The organism is Serratia rhizosphaerae, assembly GCF_009817885.1.
Taxonomy (GTDB): Bacteria; Pseudomonadota; Gammaproteobacteria; order Enterobacterales; family Enterobacteriaceae; genus Serratia_B; species Serratia_B rhizosphaerae.
Genome location: NZ_CP041764.1, coordinates 3421833 through 3437800, shown reverse-complemented (window position 1 = coordinate 3437800; position 15968 = coordinate 3421833). Strand labels below are relative to the sequence as shown.

Annotated in this window: 12 protein-coding genes and 1 other RNA gene; 8 read left to right on the top strand and 5 right to left on the bottom strand. The window is 53.7% G+C overall.

Annotated elements, in window-relative coordinates; all coding sequences use genetic code 11:
• Positions 1-43: 43 nt before the first annotated feature.
• The gene (grpE, locus tag FO014_RS16010; protein ID WP_160030245.1) at positions 44-616 is read right to left on the bottom strand and encodes a nucleotide exchange factor GrpE; all 573 of its coding nucleotides are present in this window, start codon (positions 614-616) and stop codon (positions 44-46) included.
• Positions 617-740: 124 nt separating this feature from the next.
• Here grpE and nadK point away from each other — a divergent pair, with 124 nt between their 5' ends.
• The 3 genes from nadK (at position 741) to bamE (ending at position 3945) form a co-directional block, all read left to right on the top strand.
• Positions 741-1619 (top strand): NAD(+) kinase, encoded by an 879-nt coding sequence (nadK, locus tag FO014_RS16005; protein WP_160030244.1) that lies wholly within the window; start codon positions 741-743, stop codon positions 1617-1619.
• A gap of 86 nt (positions 1620-1705) precedes the next feature.
• Entirely contained in the window at positions 1706-3367 is a 1662-nt protein-coding gene (recN, locus tag FO014_RS16000) for a DNA repair protein RecN (RefSeq protein WP_201282874.1), read from the top strand.
• Positions 3368-3603: 236 nt separating this feature from the next.
• Positions 3604-3945: an outer membrane protein assembly factor BamE gene (gene bamE / locus FO014_RS15995; RefSeq protein WP_105232237.1), complete on the top strand. Its 342-nt coding sequence runs from the start codon at positions 3604-3606 to the stop codon at positions 3943-3945.
• Between the two features lie 105 nt (positions 3946-4050).
• Here the strand turns inward: bamE and FO014_RS15990 are convergent, their stop codons facing one another.
• On the bottom strand, positions 4051-4335 hold the full coding sequence (locus tag FO014_RS15990; protein ID WP_105232238.1) for an RnfH family protein: 285 nt from the start codon (positions 4333-4335) through the stop codon (positions 4051-4053).
• Complete coding sequence (locus tag FO014_RS15985) at positions 4328-4762, bottom strand: type II toxin-antitoxin system RatA family toxin (RefSeq protein ID WP_015673472.1); 435 nt, start codon at positions 4760-4762, stop codon at positions 4328-4330. Before FO014_RS15985 ends, FO014_RS15990 begins: the two co-directional genes overlap by 8 nt.
• 162 nt (positions 4763-4924) lie before the next feature.
• Between FO014_RS15985 and smpB the strand changes: the two genes are divergently transcribed.
• Complete coding sequence (smpB, locus tag FO014_RS15980; protein ID WP_015673473.1) at positions 4925-5407, top strand: SsrA-binding protein SmpB; 483 nt, start codon at positions 4925-4927, stop codon at positions 5405-5407.
• A gap of 50 nt (positions 5408-5457) precedes the next feature.
• Positions 5458-5821: a transfer-messenger RNA gene (gene ssrA, locus FO014_RS15975) on the top strand.
• Between the two features lie 308 nt (positions 5822-6129).
• On the opposite strand, the gene FO014_RS15970 is transcribed toward ssrA, so the two are convergent.
• Positions 6130-6537, bottom strand: coding sequence for a DUF1493 family protein (locus FO014_RS15970; protein ID WP_160030243.1), 408 nt, complete (start codon positions 6535-6537; stop codon positions 6130-6132).
• 270 nt (positions 6538-6807) lie between these two features.
• The gene (locus FO014_RS15965) at positions 6808-8025 is read right to left on the bottom strand and encodes an MFS transporter (RefSeq protein WP_160030242.1); all 1218 of its coding nucleotides are present in this window, start codon (positions 8023-8025) and stop codon (positions 6808-6810) included.
• Positions 8026-8195: 170 nt separating this feature from the next.
• On the opposite strand from FO014_RS15965, the gene FO014_RS15960 reads away from it, so the two are divergent.
• The 3 genes from FO014_RS15960 to FO014_RS15950 all read left to right on the top strand — a co-directional run bounded on the left by FO014_RS15960 (position 8196) and on the right by FO014_RS15950 (position 15916).
• Positions 8196-8924 carry a 2-phosphosulfolactate phosphatase gene (locus tag FO014_RS15960; protein WP_160030241.1) on the top strand — a complete coding sequence of 243 codons (729 nt, stop codon included), beginning with the start codon at positions 8196-8198 and terminating at the stop codon, positions 8922-8924.
• Positions 8925-9784: 860 nt separating this feature from the next.
• The gene (locus tag FO014_RS15955; RefSeq protein ID WP_160030240.1) at positions 9785-12415 is read left to right on the top strand and encodes a beta strand repeat-containing protein; all 2631 of its coding nucleotides are present in this window, start codon (positions 9785-9787) and stop codon (positions 12413-12415) included.
• 867 nt (positions 12416-13282) lie between these two features.
• Complete coding sequence (locus tag FO014_RS15950; protein WP_160030239.1) at positions 13283-15916, top strand: beta strand repeat-containing protein; 2634 nt, start codon at positions 13283-13285, stop codon at positions 15914-15916.
• Positions 15917-15968: the final 52 nt, after the last annotated feature.

Sequence of the window (15968 nt, the reverse complement as noted above, 5' to 3'; positions counted from 1 at the left end):
CCGAGGGTGCCTTTCTTTATCTATTGCATCATACAGGCAACGATTATTTGGAAACTGCCACCATCGCCGGGCGCAACAGACGACCGTTCAGCGTATAGCCTTTCTGCATCACCATCATCACCTGGTTCGGTTCATGATCGGCAGACTCCATCAGGCTCATCGCCTGGTGCACATCCGGATTGAACGGCACATTCACGTCGCCTACGATTTCGATACCGTATTTGCGCACCACGTCCTGCAAGGATTTCAGCGTCAGTTCGATACCTTCGACCATCGCCGCCAGCTCTGGATTATTACGGTCCGCCAGCTCCAGCCCGCGCTCCAGGTTGTCGATTACCGGCAGCAGATCGGAAGAGAATTTCTCCAGGGCGAATTTATGCGCCTTTTCAATATCCTGCTCGGTACGACGACGAATATTTTCTACTTCAGCCTTGGCGCGCAGCTGGCTTTCGCGTTCGCGCTGCTGAGCGTCCGCCAGTTGGGCTTCCAGCTCGGCAATACGTGCGTCACGCAGATCGACACCTTCTGCTGCTTCCTGCTGCACGTCCTCGTGCTGAGCGTGTTCCATTTCTTCCGATACTTGCTCGTTTGGCGTCTTGTGTTCTTTACTACTCATGAATATCTCCGCGTTTTAGCATTAATCCCGCAACTTGGCTTATTATGGGGATCAAAACCGGGGTTTCAAGTCAACCGGTCACAATGTAAGACATAATCTGGCTCCGGTGAGGGAAAACGCAACAATGAATAAAAAATTTAACTGCATTGGCATTGTTGGCCACCCGCGTCACCCGTCGGCGCTGGCAACGCACGAGATGCTGTTCCACTGGCTGGTCGCCCGCGGCTACAACGTGATGGTTGAACGACAAATCGCCAAGGATCTGGGGCTGAAAGAAGCGGTGACCGGCAGCCTGGCGGAAATCGGCCAGCAGGCCGACCTGGCGGTGGTGGTCGGCGGCGACGGCAACATGCTCGGCGCGGCGCGGGTGCTGGCGCGTTACGAGATTAAAGTCATCGGCGTCAACCGCGGCAATCTCGGCTTCCTCACCGATCTGGACCCGGACAATGCCCTGCAGCAGTTGGCCGACGTGCTGGAAGGCGAATACATCAACGAGCAGCGCTTTCTGCTGGAGGCTATCGTCCAGCGTGAGCAGCAGCCATACCGCATCAGCACCGCCATCAATGAAGTGGTGCTGCACCCCGGCAAAGTGGCGCACATGATCGAGTTCGAAGTCTATATCGATGGCCGCTTTGCTTTTTCCCAGCGCTCCGACGGCCTGATTATCGCCACGCCGACCGGTTCTACCGCCTATTCACTGTCCGCCGGCGGCCCGATACTGACGCCGTCGCTGGAAGCCATCGCGCTGGTGCCGATGTTCCCGCATACCCTCTCCGCCCGCCCGCTGGTCATTAACGGCGACAGCACCATTCGGCTGAAGTTTTCCCACGTCAGCAGCGATCTGGAGATCAGTTGCGACAGCCAGATCGCCCTGCCTATCCAGGAGGGGGAAGAGGTGCTCATTCGTCGTAGTGATTTCCACCTGAATCTTATTCATCCAAAGGATTACAGCTATTTCAATACGTTAAGCACCAAACTCGGCTGGTCTAAAAAATTGTTCTAAAATCTTGCTCAGCTACTTTACTGTATATAAAACCAGTTTATACTGTATGAAATTACAGTTATGTGTTTATACACAGGAAGGTTCCCATGCTGTCGCAATTAACCATCAGCAATTTTGCTATCGTTCGTGAGTTGGAGATCGACTTTCAACCGGGTATGACGGCGATTACCGGTGAAACCGGCGCCGGTAAGTCGATTGCGATTGATGCCCTGGGGCTGTGCCTCGGCAGCCGTGCCGACGGCAACGCGGTCCGGCTGGGCGCCTCCCGCGCCGACCTGTGCGCACGCTTTTCCCTGGCCGACACCCCTTCCGCCCGCGAGTGGCTGGAGCAAAATCATCTGGACGACGGCAACGAATGCCTGTTGCGCCGGGTGATTGGCGCCGACGGCCGCTCACGCGGCTTTATCAACGGCACCTCCGTGCCCCTGTCGCAGCTGCGCGAGCTGGGCCAGCGCCTGATCCAAATTCACGGCCAGCACGCACATCAGCTGCTGCTGAAACCGGAACACCAAAAATCACTGCTGGACGCCTACGCCGGCGAAGCGGAACTGATGACGGAGATGCGCCTGGCCTATCAGCGCTGGCACCAAAGCTGCCGTGAGCTGGCGCACCATCAGCAGCAATCCATCGAACGCGAAGCGCGTAAGCAACTGCTGCAGTACCAGTTGAAAGAGCTGAACGAGTTCGCGCCGCAAAGCGGCGAGTTTGAGCAGATTGATACGGAATACAAACGCCTGGCCAACAGCGGCCAGTTGCTGACGCTCAGCCAGCAGGCGCTGCAGCTGTTGGCCGATAGCGACGAACACAACATGCTGAGCCAGCTGCACAGCGTCAAACACCTGCTGCTGGAGCTTATCGGCATGGATGACAAACTTGCCGGCCTGCTGGATATGCTGGAAGAGGCGTCGATTCAAATCAGCGAGGCCGGCGACGAACTGCGCCACTATGCCGAACGCATGGATCTCGACCCCAACCGCCTGTATGAACTGGAGCAGCGCATTTCACGCCAGATAGCGCTGGCGCGCAAACATCATGTCACGCCGGAAGAGCTGCCGACCCTGCATCAGCAGTTGCTGGAAGAGCAGGAACTGCTGGCCCAGTATGAAAGCGACCACCAACAGCTGAACGAAGCGGTTACCCAACACCATCAGCAGGCGATGGCGCTGGCGGAGCGCCTACACCAACAGCGCCGGCACTATGCCGCCGAACTCACCCAACTGATCACCGACAGCATGCATTCGCTGTCAATGCCGCACGGCCAGTTCAGCATCGACGTACATTTCGAACCTGAACATCTGGGCGCTGAGGGGGCAAGCCGCGTTGAGTTCTGCGTTTCCACCAACCCCGGCCAGCCGCTGCAGCCGCTGGCGAAGGTCGCTTCCGGCGGCGAGCTGTCGCGTATTGCGCTGGCGATTCAGGTGATTACCGCGCGTAAGATGGAAACGCCGGCGCTGATTTTCGATGAGGTAGACGTCGGCATCAGCGGCCCAACCGCCGCCATCGTCGGTCGCCTGCTGCGCCAACTCGGCGAGTCCACCCAGGTGATGTGCGTTACCCACCTGCCGCAGGTGGCTGGCTGCGGGCATCAGCACTTCTTCGTCAGCAAACAGACCGACGGCACAGCGACAGAGACGCAGATGTCGCCGCTGGGTAAACGCGCACGCCTGCAAGAACTGGCGCGCCTGCTGGGCGGCAGCGAAGTCACACGGAATACGCTGGCTAACGCAAAAGAGCTGCTGGCGGCGTAAAAAACTCAACTTTTTCATATTCTCGCGGTCTGAATGTAGCGCTGTAAACCTGAACGATTTCAACTTGCTGCATACCGACCGCCCGACAGGCCTGAGGGGCGGCGATGCCCCGCCCTGCAGAGTCAAAATGCACGGCTATCGCCGCAGCCGCTTGAAAGTTGAAGGGTATAAAGGTTTCCAACTGCCGCAAGGTCTATTATCATCGGCATCCTATGCCCTAAAGGAATATGATTACTATGCGCTGTAAAATGCTGACTGCTGCCGCTGTGGTTCTTGTGATGCTGACTGCAGGCTGCTCGACTTTCGAAAAAATCGTTTATCGCCCTGATATCAATCAGGGGAACTACCTGACAGCCGCCGACGTGGGCAAAATCCACAAAGGTATGACCCAGCAGCAGGTCGCCTACACTCTGGGTACGCCAATGCTGCAAGACCCGTTTGGCACGCAAACCTGGTACTACGTGTTCCGCCAACAGCCTGGCCACGAGAAGATCACCCAGCAAACGCTGACGCTGACCTTCGATAGCGCCGGTGTATTGACGGATATCCAGAATAAACCGGCGCTGACCGGCAAGTAATTACGGGCCGCCCGCCGGCCCATACAAGAGTCGGTTAATCTTGTATGACAGTCACAGGCTGCAACTCGGCAGGTGAGGTTCAAAAAATAAGGCGCTGATAGCGCCTTATTTTTTTGCTTTCTCCGCGCGTTGCCGACGCAGTTCTTTCGGGTCGGCAATCAGCGGCCGGTAAATCTCCACCCGGTCGCCATCATTCAGCACATCGCCCGGCTTGGCCGGACGGCTATAGATGCCGACCTTGTTGGTCGCTAAATCGATATCCTTACGGAGTTCCAGCAGTCCGGAGGCTATAACCGCCTGTTCGACCGTACTGCCTGCCGCCAGCTTAACCTGGCGCAGATACTGACGTTCCGGCAGCGCATAAACCACCTCTACGCGTATCTCAGACACTGTAAACCTCTTTGGCGCGCTGGGTAAAAGCCTGCACCATATTGCTGGCCAGCTCTTTAAACACCTTACCGAACGCCAGTTCGATCAGTTTGTTGGTGAACTCAAAGTCCAGATGCAGTTCAACCTTGCAGGCCTCCGGGCTGAGCGGCGTAAACTGCCAGCCGCCCATCAGCTTGCGGAACGGGCCATCAACCAGTTGCATGTTGATACGATGGTTATCCTGCAGTGTATTACGCGTTGTAAAAGTTTTGCTGATACCGGCTTTGGCTACGTCCACGGCGGCGGTCATCTCACTGTCCGTCGCATTCAGCACCCGACTACCGGTGCAGCCCGGCAAAAACTCGGGATAGGCGTGAACATCGTTAACCAACTGGTACATCTGCGCAGCGCTAAACGGCACCAGCGCAGATCGACTAATCTGGGGCATATCATTTCCTGAGCAACATAAATCGAACAGATAATAACATTTATCTGGCGTCAGACAAAAAATCTGCTACGCGGGCAGACGCCCGCTAACGCAAAAAAATTGCGCAGACGTTGAACGCTAAAGGATTTCTTTCGCTGTGGCATCCAGTATAATGAGCACCTTATGAAAAAGAAAAAAGCATACAAACCCGGCTCAGCCACCATTGCGCAGAACAAACGCGCCCGCTACGAGTACTTCATCGAAGAAGAGCTCGAGGCTGGCCTGTCTCTGCAAGGGTGGGAAGTAAAATCGCTGCGTGCTGGCAAAGCCAATATCAGTGACAGCTACGTGATGTTCCGTGACGGTGAAGCCTATCTGTTCGGCGCCACCATCACGCCACTGAACGTGGCTTCATCACATGTGGTATGCGACCCAACACGCTCCCGTAAACTGCTGCTGAAAAAACGCGAGCTGGACTCGCTGCTTGGCCGCGTCAACCGTGACGGTTACACCGTCGTCGCCCTTTCCATGTACTGGAAAAACGCCTGGAGCAAGTTGAAGATCGGCGTTGCCAAGGGTAAAAAAGAGCACGACAAGCGCGATAACATCAAAGATCGCGAATGGCAGACGGCGAAAGCCCGTATCATGAAGAACGCAAATCGTTAAGCCGCTGGCATAGCAGCGTAAACTTCTGATATACTGCCTGACAGTTACTTGGGGCTGATTCTGGATTCGACGGGATTTGCGAAGCCCAAGGAGCATGCCGAGGGGCGGTTGGCCTCGTAAAAAGCCGCAAAAAAATAGTCGCAAACGACGAAAACTACGCTTTAGCAGCTTAATAACCTGCTCAGAGCCCTCTCTCCCTAGCCTCCGCTCTTAGGACGGGGATCAAGAGAGGTCAAACCCAAAAGAGATCGCGTGGATGTCCTGCCTGGGGCTGAAGCGTTAAATCCAATCAGGCTAGTTTGTCAGTAGCGTGTCCATCCGCAGCTGGCCGGCGAATGTAAAGATTGGACTAAGCATGTAGTGCCGACGGTGTAGTAATTTCGGACGGGGGTTCAAATCCCCCCAGCTCCACCAAATAGGTCACCGGTGATACCAGATAGACCCGGTGATAATGACGAAAAAGCCCGCAAGCTCAGCTCGCGGGCTTTTTTGTGTCCTCAATCGCAAGATCATCCGTTCGGATGCCGAGAAAAGTGGGTGTAATCCCCAGACACCTAACATAATGAAGGCCAATCACGTATGCCAACGATGGAAGCATCCAACCATAAAAGTCATACTCTGGAAAAAGATAGATAGCTATTCTATTTTTAATTTGAAACTCGGGCATGGCAATGAGTAACTCAAAGCTATTATAAAGATAAAACTAGCCAAAGTGGTAAATGTTAATACTCTGTACTCGATGTAGTAGATCCGCTACTTTTTCTATGAGCAGCAACCAGTGCATCATGTAACGCCCCTACAGTCAGATCGCGGATGATAGGACGAGGCTTATTACGCAGCCAACCTATTAACCGGCCGATACAAAGTGGATCAAACCCTTCGGAATGGAAAAGATATTCGTTCTCCCCCAGCGAGAATGTAGTCCGGTAACCGTCTTCGTCCGTATGCAGGACTATTCCAAACCTCTGTGCGACCTCCTCCAAAAGCTCCGCACCATCATCGCCGGTAATGCCTAGATCTTCTTCAAGATAAGTCTGCGCAGTGATAGAAGCACGGCGACTCCCTGTAAAATCACGTACAAAGTCGATAAGCTGAGAAAGAGTAGGATAGCAATATTCAGTGTTAGTCATGATAAAGTTACACACCAAGATTAATTATATTAACGATTAAACCAATAATATCAAAACGCTTCACAAAGCCAATTCTATCGAAAAAACGTCTGGAATGATAAACTAGGTAAATATATCACCAATAACATCCCCCTATTTCAATAGTAGTACACCTAACATATCGAGCCACAACAGTTTTATTTTCCATGCATTAACTCTTCAACGCCGTAGCACCCACAATAATTAATGCCTCCAACATTATTCCGGATAAACCACGGCGCCCTTCTCTTTTTATTCACCAGCCGGCTTTTCCTCCAACTCCGGCGCCGCACGCAGTCGCTTCAACAGCATAAACAGGAAAAGCGGCTGAATCACCGTCAGGACCATCGTCAGCCAGGCCAGCTGGTCGACATTGCCCAACCGCCCATCCACGTTGGTTAATATCATTGAAGATACGACCGCCGCCAGGCCGCTGAATATATGCTGGCAAACGCTTTGTAAGGACATAAAGCCCGCTCTTTCCCAGGGCTCGGGCACCTGGCTGTTTACCGCCGCCACGGCAATAGTGCGCGTCGCGGTCACCGCCATAAACAGCGTGAAAATCACGATCGGCGGCATCGATGGCGTATGTAAGAAGCCATCCCACACCACCAGCAGGATCAACAGCCCCATTATCAGCGTCATGCGCATGGCCCCCAGCTTATCAATCAGGCGACCGCCAAACTGCATCGCCAACAGGCTAAAAATACCGCCCATCACGTAGTAATAGCTCATGTCGCTGCGCGGTACGCTAAGGTTGAATTGGAAATAGGTCGCCACGTTAGGCACGATCAGGAACGTGCTGAAAATCGCCAGTCCGATCGCCGCAAAGGCGTTCAACACCACCGGACGCCTCAGCATTTTGACAAAGGAAAACGACGGCTGTTGCTGCTGCAGATGCGCCGTCATCGTCGGCAATTTTGCGTACACCGCCGCCAAGACACACATGCCCAAAGCGCTGACGATATAAAAAGGCGCGCTCCACCCGTAGCGCATCGCCAGTTCCAGCCCCAACGGAACGCCGGCAATTGCCGCCAGTGAAAAAGCGCCCATCACGATAGCCATCGCCCGGCCACGCTGCTGTTGTGGCACCGCATCGACTACAATGGCCAAAGCTATCGACGTAGCCGGGCCAGCGCAAACTCCGGCCAACAGGCGAGTGATAAACAAACTTTCCATATTCCAGGCCAGCGTGCATGCCCAGGTCGCCGCCGACAGCCCTAATAACGCCACCAGCGCGACAGACTTACGATCGAACCGGTCAATAAACTTCGCACATAACAGCGAGGAAAGTGCCGCCGCCAGCGTATAACCCCCGCCCAGATAGCCGATATAGGTGGGTGAAATCCCCAGCTCTCGCGAAAGATCCGGCCCCAGCGGCATCACCATCATAAAGTCCAGCGCATTGACCAGTTGAATTAGCGCCGCCAGCCAGACGATACGCATTTCCGGCGTACTTACCTTGCTCATCCTTTAAACTCCAACATTAATGGCAATCCCTACGCCGAATCTGCCGATATTTTCATCTAAAAATAAGCGACAGTTCCAGCATAAACATCTGACAAAGGATCAATAGTAGTTCACTTCTTATATTTGGATATTTCGCTACGCTATATAAATTCAGTCAGAAGGACACCGCTATGGTTTGGTATGCGCAAGAACGGTTCTCCGTCCGCCTTGAGTGGGGGATAGAGGCTGTCGAACAACTTGGCCAGACGGCAGATTGCATCATCATCGTTGACGTGATGTCATTTTCAACCTGTATAAGCCTTGCGGTGGATAACGGCGCCAGGGTTTATCCCTATCCCTGGAAAGACGAGTCGGCCATCGCCTATGGCAGTGAGAAAGGGGCAATCGTTGCAAGTACTGAGCGCCGCCTCAAAAGCAACGGCTATTCCTTATCACCTTGTTCGCTCAAAGACATCGAACAAGGCGCCAGGCTCGTTCTCCCCTCGCCCAATGGCTCGGCAATCTCTTTTCGCGCCAAGGATAGCGGTGCAGCCGTCTTCAGCGGTTGCTTCAGAAACATGGCGGCAACCGCCAGAGCCTGCCGCCATTTTAGGCGCATCCTGGTTATACCCTGCGGTGAACGGTGGCCAAATGGCACGCTGCGCCCTGCGGTTGAAGATTTGGTCGCCGCCGGCGGCATTATTTCTTATCTGGCGGAAAAAACATGGTCCCCGGAAGCCAGGGCTGCCACGTCCGCATATCATCAAAACAGCCCGTATGGTCTATCAACACTGGGTGAATGCGCCTCGGCGCTGGAACTGGCAGAAAAGGGCTTTGCTGAAGATGTGGTACTTTGTCTGAACGTTAACGTCAGCGAACTGGCATGTCGGTTACAGAGAGATGCCTATATAGCCGTGTAAATTCACACCTCTTACGCAGCGACATTCACGCCTCATACCTATCAAGACCTCCCCCTAACTCACGCCACCTGTAAATGTTACACACCACATGCCCCATACGGCCCTACTATCCATTCTATATCTACGTAACTTGTTGTAAGCCAACAAACACCGCTTCTTTAGTCGACAATCGCACACTTAAAAATAAGACTAATCTGATATTGATTTTCCGTAATTACCAATAAGGCAATGGATTATTTTTCATTTAAAGTAATCCTGAAAAATTATTTAATCACGACATATAAACACCAGGGTAAAGATAAAAATCCCGGGGAAACACCGTATTTTATTAAAAATATTAATTTGTAAATGAAAACAGTACGCACAACGTAAATAAAATGAGACGATAGTATTTTAATGCGAAAAACAAGAAATAATTACAAGTTGAATAATAACCAAGAGGACAAACCAACCGCCACGCATCAAGAACAATAAATCAAACATTAAAAATCAATAAGATAAAAACAAAAACACTTACAACTAAAGCACAAAAACATAAAATCATTAGTCTGATCAACAAATAAAAAACACAATAAAAACCTGATAAACCCTGATTTTAAAATAGTAAAAACCAGAAAAAACCACCCAATCACGGCGTTAACAAAATATTTCTTAATGTAAACGTTGACAACTTTTATTCTTTGAACTTTCTTTTATACAGGTGAAATCGGCGCATTTATGCAGTGCCGATATCGCCCGTTGCTCCCTATCTGACATTTATTTTCTGAGAAGTTTCTAACCTCTCTGGGGAAGCTGCGTGCCGAGCTTAAAAGTGTCACAAAATATTTCGTATCCTTTTGAACTTATGAGGTAACATCCTTATGGCTTCTTTACCATCACAGCAACAAGCTGCTTCCATTTACTACTCGATTCTGGGGTCAAACACGCTGGCGCATGATGCCTTCAATAGCTATGCCATCCAGCTGGAAAGCGGCGCTAAAACCGTAGAAAGCCTGGCCGCCGAGTTCATCAACTCAGCCGCAGGGCAAAAACTGTATGCCGGCCAAAGCAATGAGCAAATCATCTCTCAGGTATATGCGCGGGTGCATGGCGAAACGCCAACAACAGAGCAGGTCACTCAGTTACTGCAGGGGGGGTCGGTTGAGCAGGCACTGGCAGGTCTCGTTGATGACCTGCTGAATTATCAGGGTTTTGATGATGCCACGCTGGCTAAGCAGGTCACCTTCGAAGACAGCATAAACAACCTGCTGTATCGCGATGCCGACAACCTGGCCTCGCTGGAACTCCGGGAACAAGCCGTATCCCTGGCCTTAAGCGTTGCCGACCGCGGCGTTTACTCCCTGTCTCTGGAAGCCTGGAGCAAAGCGCTGGATAACGGCACCAGCATTAACTACCTGACCAAAACACTATTGGATTACCCTGAATTCCAACGCACCGTCGGGCAGTTGGAAGGCAGTGAACTGATCACCCAGGTATTCACCACGCTGCATGGCGTCGCCCCCACGGCGGAACAACTGGCGACCTACGGCGCCCTGACGGACAAACAAAGCATTATTGAAGCCATTATCGACGATCTGCGCACCTCCACCGCCACAGACGACGCCAGCCTGACCCAACAGCACGCCTTCGAAGCGCAGATCGGGGAAAACCTGCTGTATAAAACCGCAGCCAAACTGAGCGTTACCGATGGCGGCGGCAACGCGACCGGTACGGTAAATACGCAGGCCAGCCACCAACTGAGCAATGCCGAAACCGCCGTGCTGAAAACCGTACAGCTGGAAGCCGACGCGGCAGGAACGGTTGACCTGACGTTCGCCGATAACCTCAGCGCCCTGACCATCAACGGCAGCGCGGCAGCCACCGTCAACCTGTCTGACAACGGCGCACGCGGCGACACCGCCATTGCCGTCAACAATACCAATATCACGTTAAATGCCGGTTCAGGGAATGAAGACATCAACCTCTCTTCCAGCGCCAACGTGGCTAGCGGCACCGGTACCTTCAACCTAGGCAAAGGTAATGACGCATTGACCTGGGCCGGCAATGCCACCACCGGCGCCAACAGCGTATCCAGCAGCCTCACCGCCAACGGCGGCGACGGCACGGATACGCTGTCCGCCAACTTCATCACCAAGTCTGTGGCAACCACCAGCAATGTGCTAGGTATCCGCAGCAGCACCGTCACCAGCAACACCAGTAACTTCAGCAATTTTGAGAAGATCGATCTGGCAGGTTACATCGGGAAATCCATCGGCACGCTGAACGGTCAGGCGGTGACTACCGGTAACCACACCTTCGACTTTGGCGTTCTGAACGGCACCGCTACCGTAGAAGGCACCAACGGCGGCAGCATCACTCAGGCCACTCAGGGCACCAATCTGGGATCGCAGGGCTTCGCCCTGTCCGGCAAAGCGGATAATGTCAAAGTGATCAACGCCGCCGGCGGTACGGCCGCAGCCCTGAGCGTTACCGGCAATGCCGGTGCCGACAGCAACCTGGAAATCGCTTTCCGCCAAAACGCCACCAACAAATTTGATATCAGTTTTGATGCCGTCGGCGCACAAAATATCGATGCCGGTTCTCTGAGCCTGATCAGCAGCAGCAGTACCCTTGGCGGTACCGCACTCGGTACGGTGAATATTGCTTCGGGCGGTCAAGGCGACTTCAGCAATATTCTGCAGCTGATCGGCACCAACTCTCAGGTACAGACCCTTAACGTTTCCGGCGATCATCAGCTGGACCTGACGCTGGGCAGTGGTTACAGCAACGTACGCACTATCGATGCCTCCAGCAATACCGCGGGGATTGATTTAGACTCTGCGCACGGCGGCACCGGCGACGGCATTCTGGTGCAGTTGCTGAATATTCTGCCGCTGAGCGCCATCACCACCGGTCTGCTGACGCCGCTGCTGAACACGCTGGGTCTGAACGGCTACCAGTTGAAAGTGACCGGCACCGCTGCCGATGACACCTTCAACATTGCCGCCAACACGACGGTAACCGGCGGCGCCGGCAGCAATACCTATGAGCTGAAAGGCAGCACCAGCCAGGCAGGCGTAACCATCACCGACTTCAACAGCGCCAAAGACAGCATCATTGACAGCGCATCCGGCGTCACTCTCTCCGACGCAGCCGGCAGCTCGGTGGCGGACTACGGCACCCGCTCTGCCGATATCATGGATGGTCTGCTGGGTTCGCTGGTTGGCGGCCTGACCAACGGCGTGGTCGGTCTACTGGGCGGTATCCTGGGCCTGGGCAGCAGCAACTCGCTGACCTCGAAAGTCGGTATTGCCTCGGTCGCATTCGACGGCGGTAAAGACGCCAGCTATGTCATTATCGATAACAACGATAACGGCACGCTCGACAGCTCTGACAGCGTGATCTACCTGACCAACCAGGATCATCAGTCGCTGCTCGACAGCCTGCATTACACCGAAGTGAGCGTTAACGGCGTCGCTAACGCACCAGCGGCCGATTTGGCTATTGCCTAAGGCACACCGCAAGTTAAGCCCGATTGTCTGAGGCTAATCACACCAACCCGCAAAGATACTTTGCGGGTTTTTTCTTTCTGGAAACAGTCCAGACCACGTTGCGACAAGGATGATAACAAGACGTATTTGCAGTCTTATTTTTACCAAGATGGACGCGCACAACAAAACAACGCATTAAGAATAATCCCATCTTGATTTTTTATAATATACCAGAAACAAAAAGGATTGATTAAATAGCCATACGGATAAAGCAGACATATAATTCCGCGGATCACTGCCTTGAAAATCACAAGGCAACAATATCCTTTCCAAGTCATAGCCCCCAATAACCACACGCCGAGAGCGGGTGTTCAAGATATCAGCATCACGGATTTAAATATATTTGCATAAATATTATTCATGCTATAGCCCCCTTTTAATGGAAAAACAAAAAAACCAAATAAAAACAATACAATAAATAACAATCACAAATAAATAAGAGTGCATTTACTCAGCGATGAAGTATTTCCGCAATAGAAGCGTCACACAAACAACTCATCTTACCAGTTGTTTTATTGCTCTGGCATTATTCTTAATTATGTCCGTTATTTTTTCACCAAAACAAAATTTCCCTCTTCTATTGTCAGCGCCATTTTCAAGCAAAAACTTCTCTTATTCTGAAACCGACATTGACAGCTTGCATTCATTGAACTTTCTTTTACAGGGTGCCAATGATGCCCTCAGTGCGTCAATTGTCGCTTATTACTCACCCTGCTGATTCTTTTGTGTTCTGGGGACATGCAATATCTCAGGGGGAGAGATACGTCGAAAAGTTGCAAATGTCACAACAATTCGTATCCATTTGAACTGATATGAGGTGATGCCCTTATGGCTTCCGTATTACCATCACAGCAACAAGCTGCGTCTATTTACTATTCGATTCTGGGGTCCGCCACTACGACCAACGACGCGTTTAACTACTACGCCAACCAGTTGGAAAGCGGAGCGAAAACGGTCGCCGCGTTAGCCTCGGACTTCCTGAACTCAGCGAAAGGACAACAGCTGTACGCAGGCCAAAGTAGCGAACAGATCATCTCGCAGGTGTATGCTCGTGCTTATGGCGAAACGCCATCATCCGCTCAGATCACCCAACTGCTGGGAACCGGCTCCACCGCTCAGGCGCTGGCCACGCTGGTCGATAACCTGCTGACCTATGACGGTTTCGACAACGCCACCCTGACCAAGCAGGCGACCTTCGAAAACAGCATTGATAAACTGCTGTATCGCGATGCCTCCACCATGCCGTCCCTGGAGCACCAGGAAGACGCCGTTTCCCTGGCGCTGGGCATTGCCGACCGCGGCGTGTTCTCACTGTCGCTGGAAGCCTGGAGTAAAGCGCTGGCAAAAGGCAGCAGCATCAACTATCTGACCAAAACGCTGCTGGACTACCCTGAGTTCCAGCGTACCGTCGGCCAGCTCGACGGCACCGAGTTAGCTCAACATGTGTACACCATCGTGCACGGCGTGGCGGCAACCGCAGAGCAGCTGGCGGCTTACACGTCGCTGCCGAATAAGCAGACCATCATTGAATCCATCATCAGCGATCTGCGCGACGCCACCTCAACCAACGATACCACCATCACCCAGCAGCATGCCTTCGAAGCGCGCATCGGCGAAAACCTGCTGTATAAAACCGCAGCCAGCCTGAACGTAAGCGAAGGCGGCGGCAATGCCAGCGGCACGGTAAACACCGGCAGCAGCCACCAGTTGACCAACGCAGAAACGGCAATCCTGAAACAGGTGCTGCTCAACGCGGATAAAGCCGGCAGCGTTAACCTGAAATTCGCCGACAATCTGAGCGAACTGACCATCAACGGCAGCGCTGCGGCAACGGTCAATCTGTCCGATAACGGCGCCAACAGCGGTGTGAACATCGCGCTGAGCAACGCCAATGTCGTTCTGAACGCCGGTTCCGGCAACGATACCGTCAGCGTCTCTGCCAGCGCCAACATCGCCAATGGTTCCGGTACCTTTAACCTGGGCAAAGGCAATGACTCGCTGGTCTGGGCCGGCAACGCGACTACCGGCGCCAACAGCGTATCCAGCAAGATCAGCGCCAACGGCGGCGACGGTACGGACACCCTTTCCGCCAACTTCCTCACCAAATCCGTTGCCACCACCAGCAACGTGCTGGGCATCCGCAGCAGCACCATCACCAGCAACGCCGACAAGTTCAGCAATTTTGAGAAAATCGATCTGGCGGGCTACGTGGGCAAATCCGGCGGTACGCTGAACGGTAAAGCGGTCGCGACCGGTTCTCACACCTTTGACTTTGGCCTGCTGAACGGCACCGCCACCGTGGAAGGCACCAGCGGCGGCAGCGTCACTCAGGGCGCGAAAGCCACCAACCTGGGTTCGCAAGGTTTTGAACTGTCCGGCAAAGCGGATAACGTGAAAGTCATCAACGCCGGCGGCGGCACGGCCGCAGCGCTGAGCGTCACCGGTAACGCCGGTGCCGACAGTAACCTGAGCATCGGTCTGCGTCAGAACGCCACCAACAAGTTCGACATCAACTTCAACGCCACCAGCACCAAAGACATCGACGCCGGCTCCCTGAGCCTGTCGAGCAGCAGCAGCGCGCTGGGCGGCACCTCGCTGACCAACGTCAATATCGCCTCCGGCGGTAAGGGCGACTTCAGTAACATCCTGGATCTGGTGGGCACCAACTCCCAGGTACAAACCCTGAAAGTGACCGGCGACCATAACCTGGATCTGACGCTGGGCAGCGGTTACGGCAACGTACGCACCATCGACGCTTCCAGCAACACCGGCGGCATTAACCTGGATTCCGCACACGGCGGTACCGGCGATGGTATCCTGGTGCAATTGCTGAACATCCTGCCGCTGAGCAGCGTGACCACCACGCTGCTGACGCCGCTGCTGAACACGCTGGGCCTGAACGGCTATCAGATGAAAGTGACCGGCACCGGCGCTGACGATACCTTCAGCGTCGCCGCCAACACCACCGTAACCGGCGGGGCAGGCAACAACACTTACGAGCTGAAAGGCAGCACCACCAAAGCCGGTATCACCATCACCGACTTCAACAGCGCTAAAGACAGCATCGTTGACACCACGTCCGGCGTTCACCTCTCCGGCGCTGCCGGCAGCTCGGTAGCAGATTACGGCCTGCGCTCCGCCGATATTATGGACGGCCTGCTGGGCTCGCTGGTTGGCGGCCTGACTAACGGCGTGGTCGGCCTGCTGGGCGGCATCCTGGGTCTGGGCAACAGCAACTCGCTGACCTCCAAAGTCGGTATCGCCTCGGTAGCGTTCGATGGCAGTAAAGACGCCAGCTATGTCATCATCGATAACAACGACAACGGCACGCTCGATAATTCAGACAGCGTGATCTACCTGACTAACCAGAACCACCAGTCTCTGGTTAACAGCCTGCATTACACCGATGTCAGCGTTAACGGCGTCGCCGGCACCGCTTCGGCCGACCTGGGCGTAGCCTAACCGCCTCACCCGGTCTTCCGACCGCGAATAAAAAAGCCCGCAGCGCAGCCTG

What these genes read in the sequence shown, in the direction of transcription:
- smpB (WP_015673473.1), top strand. Translation starts at nt 4,925, where the DNA reads ATGAAAAAGAAAAAAGCATACAAACCCGGCTCAGCCACCATTGCGCAG.
- bamE (WP_105232237.1), top strand. Translation starts at nt 3,604, where the DNA reads ATGCGCTGTAAAATGCTGACTGCTGCCGCTGTGGTTCTTGTGATGCTG.
- FO014_RS15970 (WP_160030243.1), bottom strand. Translation starts at nt 6,537, where the DNA reads ATGACTAACACTGAATATTGCTATCCTACTCTTTCTCAGCTTATCGAC.
- FO014_RS15985 (WP_015673472.1), bottom strand. Translation starts at nt 4,762, where the DNA reads ATGCCCCAGATTAGTCGATCTGCGCTGGTGCCGTTTAGCGCTGCGCAG.
- FO014_RS15960 (WP_160030241.1), top strand. Translation starts at nt 8,196, where the DNA reads ATGGTTTGGTATGCGCAAGAACGGTTCTCCGTCCGCCTTGAGTGGGGG.
- FO014_RS15955 (WP_160030240.1), top strand. Translation starts at nt 9,785, where the DNA reads ATGGCTTCTTTACCATCACAGCAACAAGCTGCTTCCATTTACTACTCG.
- FO014_RS15965 (WP_160030242.1), bottom strand. Translation starts at nt 8,025, where the DNA reads ATGAGCAAGGTAAGTACGCCGGAAATGCGTATCGTCTGGCTGGCGGCG.
- nadK (WP_160030244.1), top strand. Translation starts at nt 741, where the DNA reads ATGAATAAAAAATTTAACTGCATTGGCATTGTTGGCCACCCGCGTCAC.
- recN (WP_201282874.1), top strand. Translation starts at nt 1,706, where the DNA reads ATGCTGTCGCAATTAACCATCAGCAATTTTGCTATCGTTCGTGAGTTG.
- FO014_RS15950 (WP_160030239.1), top strand. Translation starts at nt 13,283, where the DNA reads ATGGCTTCCGTATTACCATCACAGCAACAAGCTGCGTCTATTTACTAT.
- grpE (WP_160030245.1), bottom strand. Translation starts at nt 616, where the DNA reads ATGAGTAGTAAAGAACACAAGACGCCAAACGAGCAAGTATCGGAAGAA.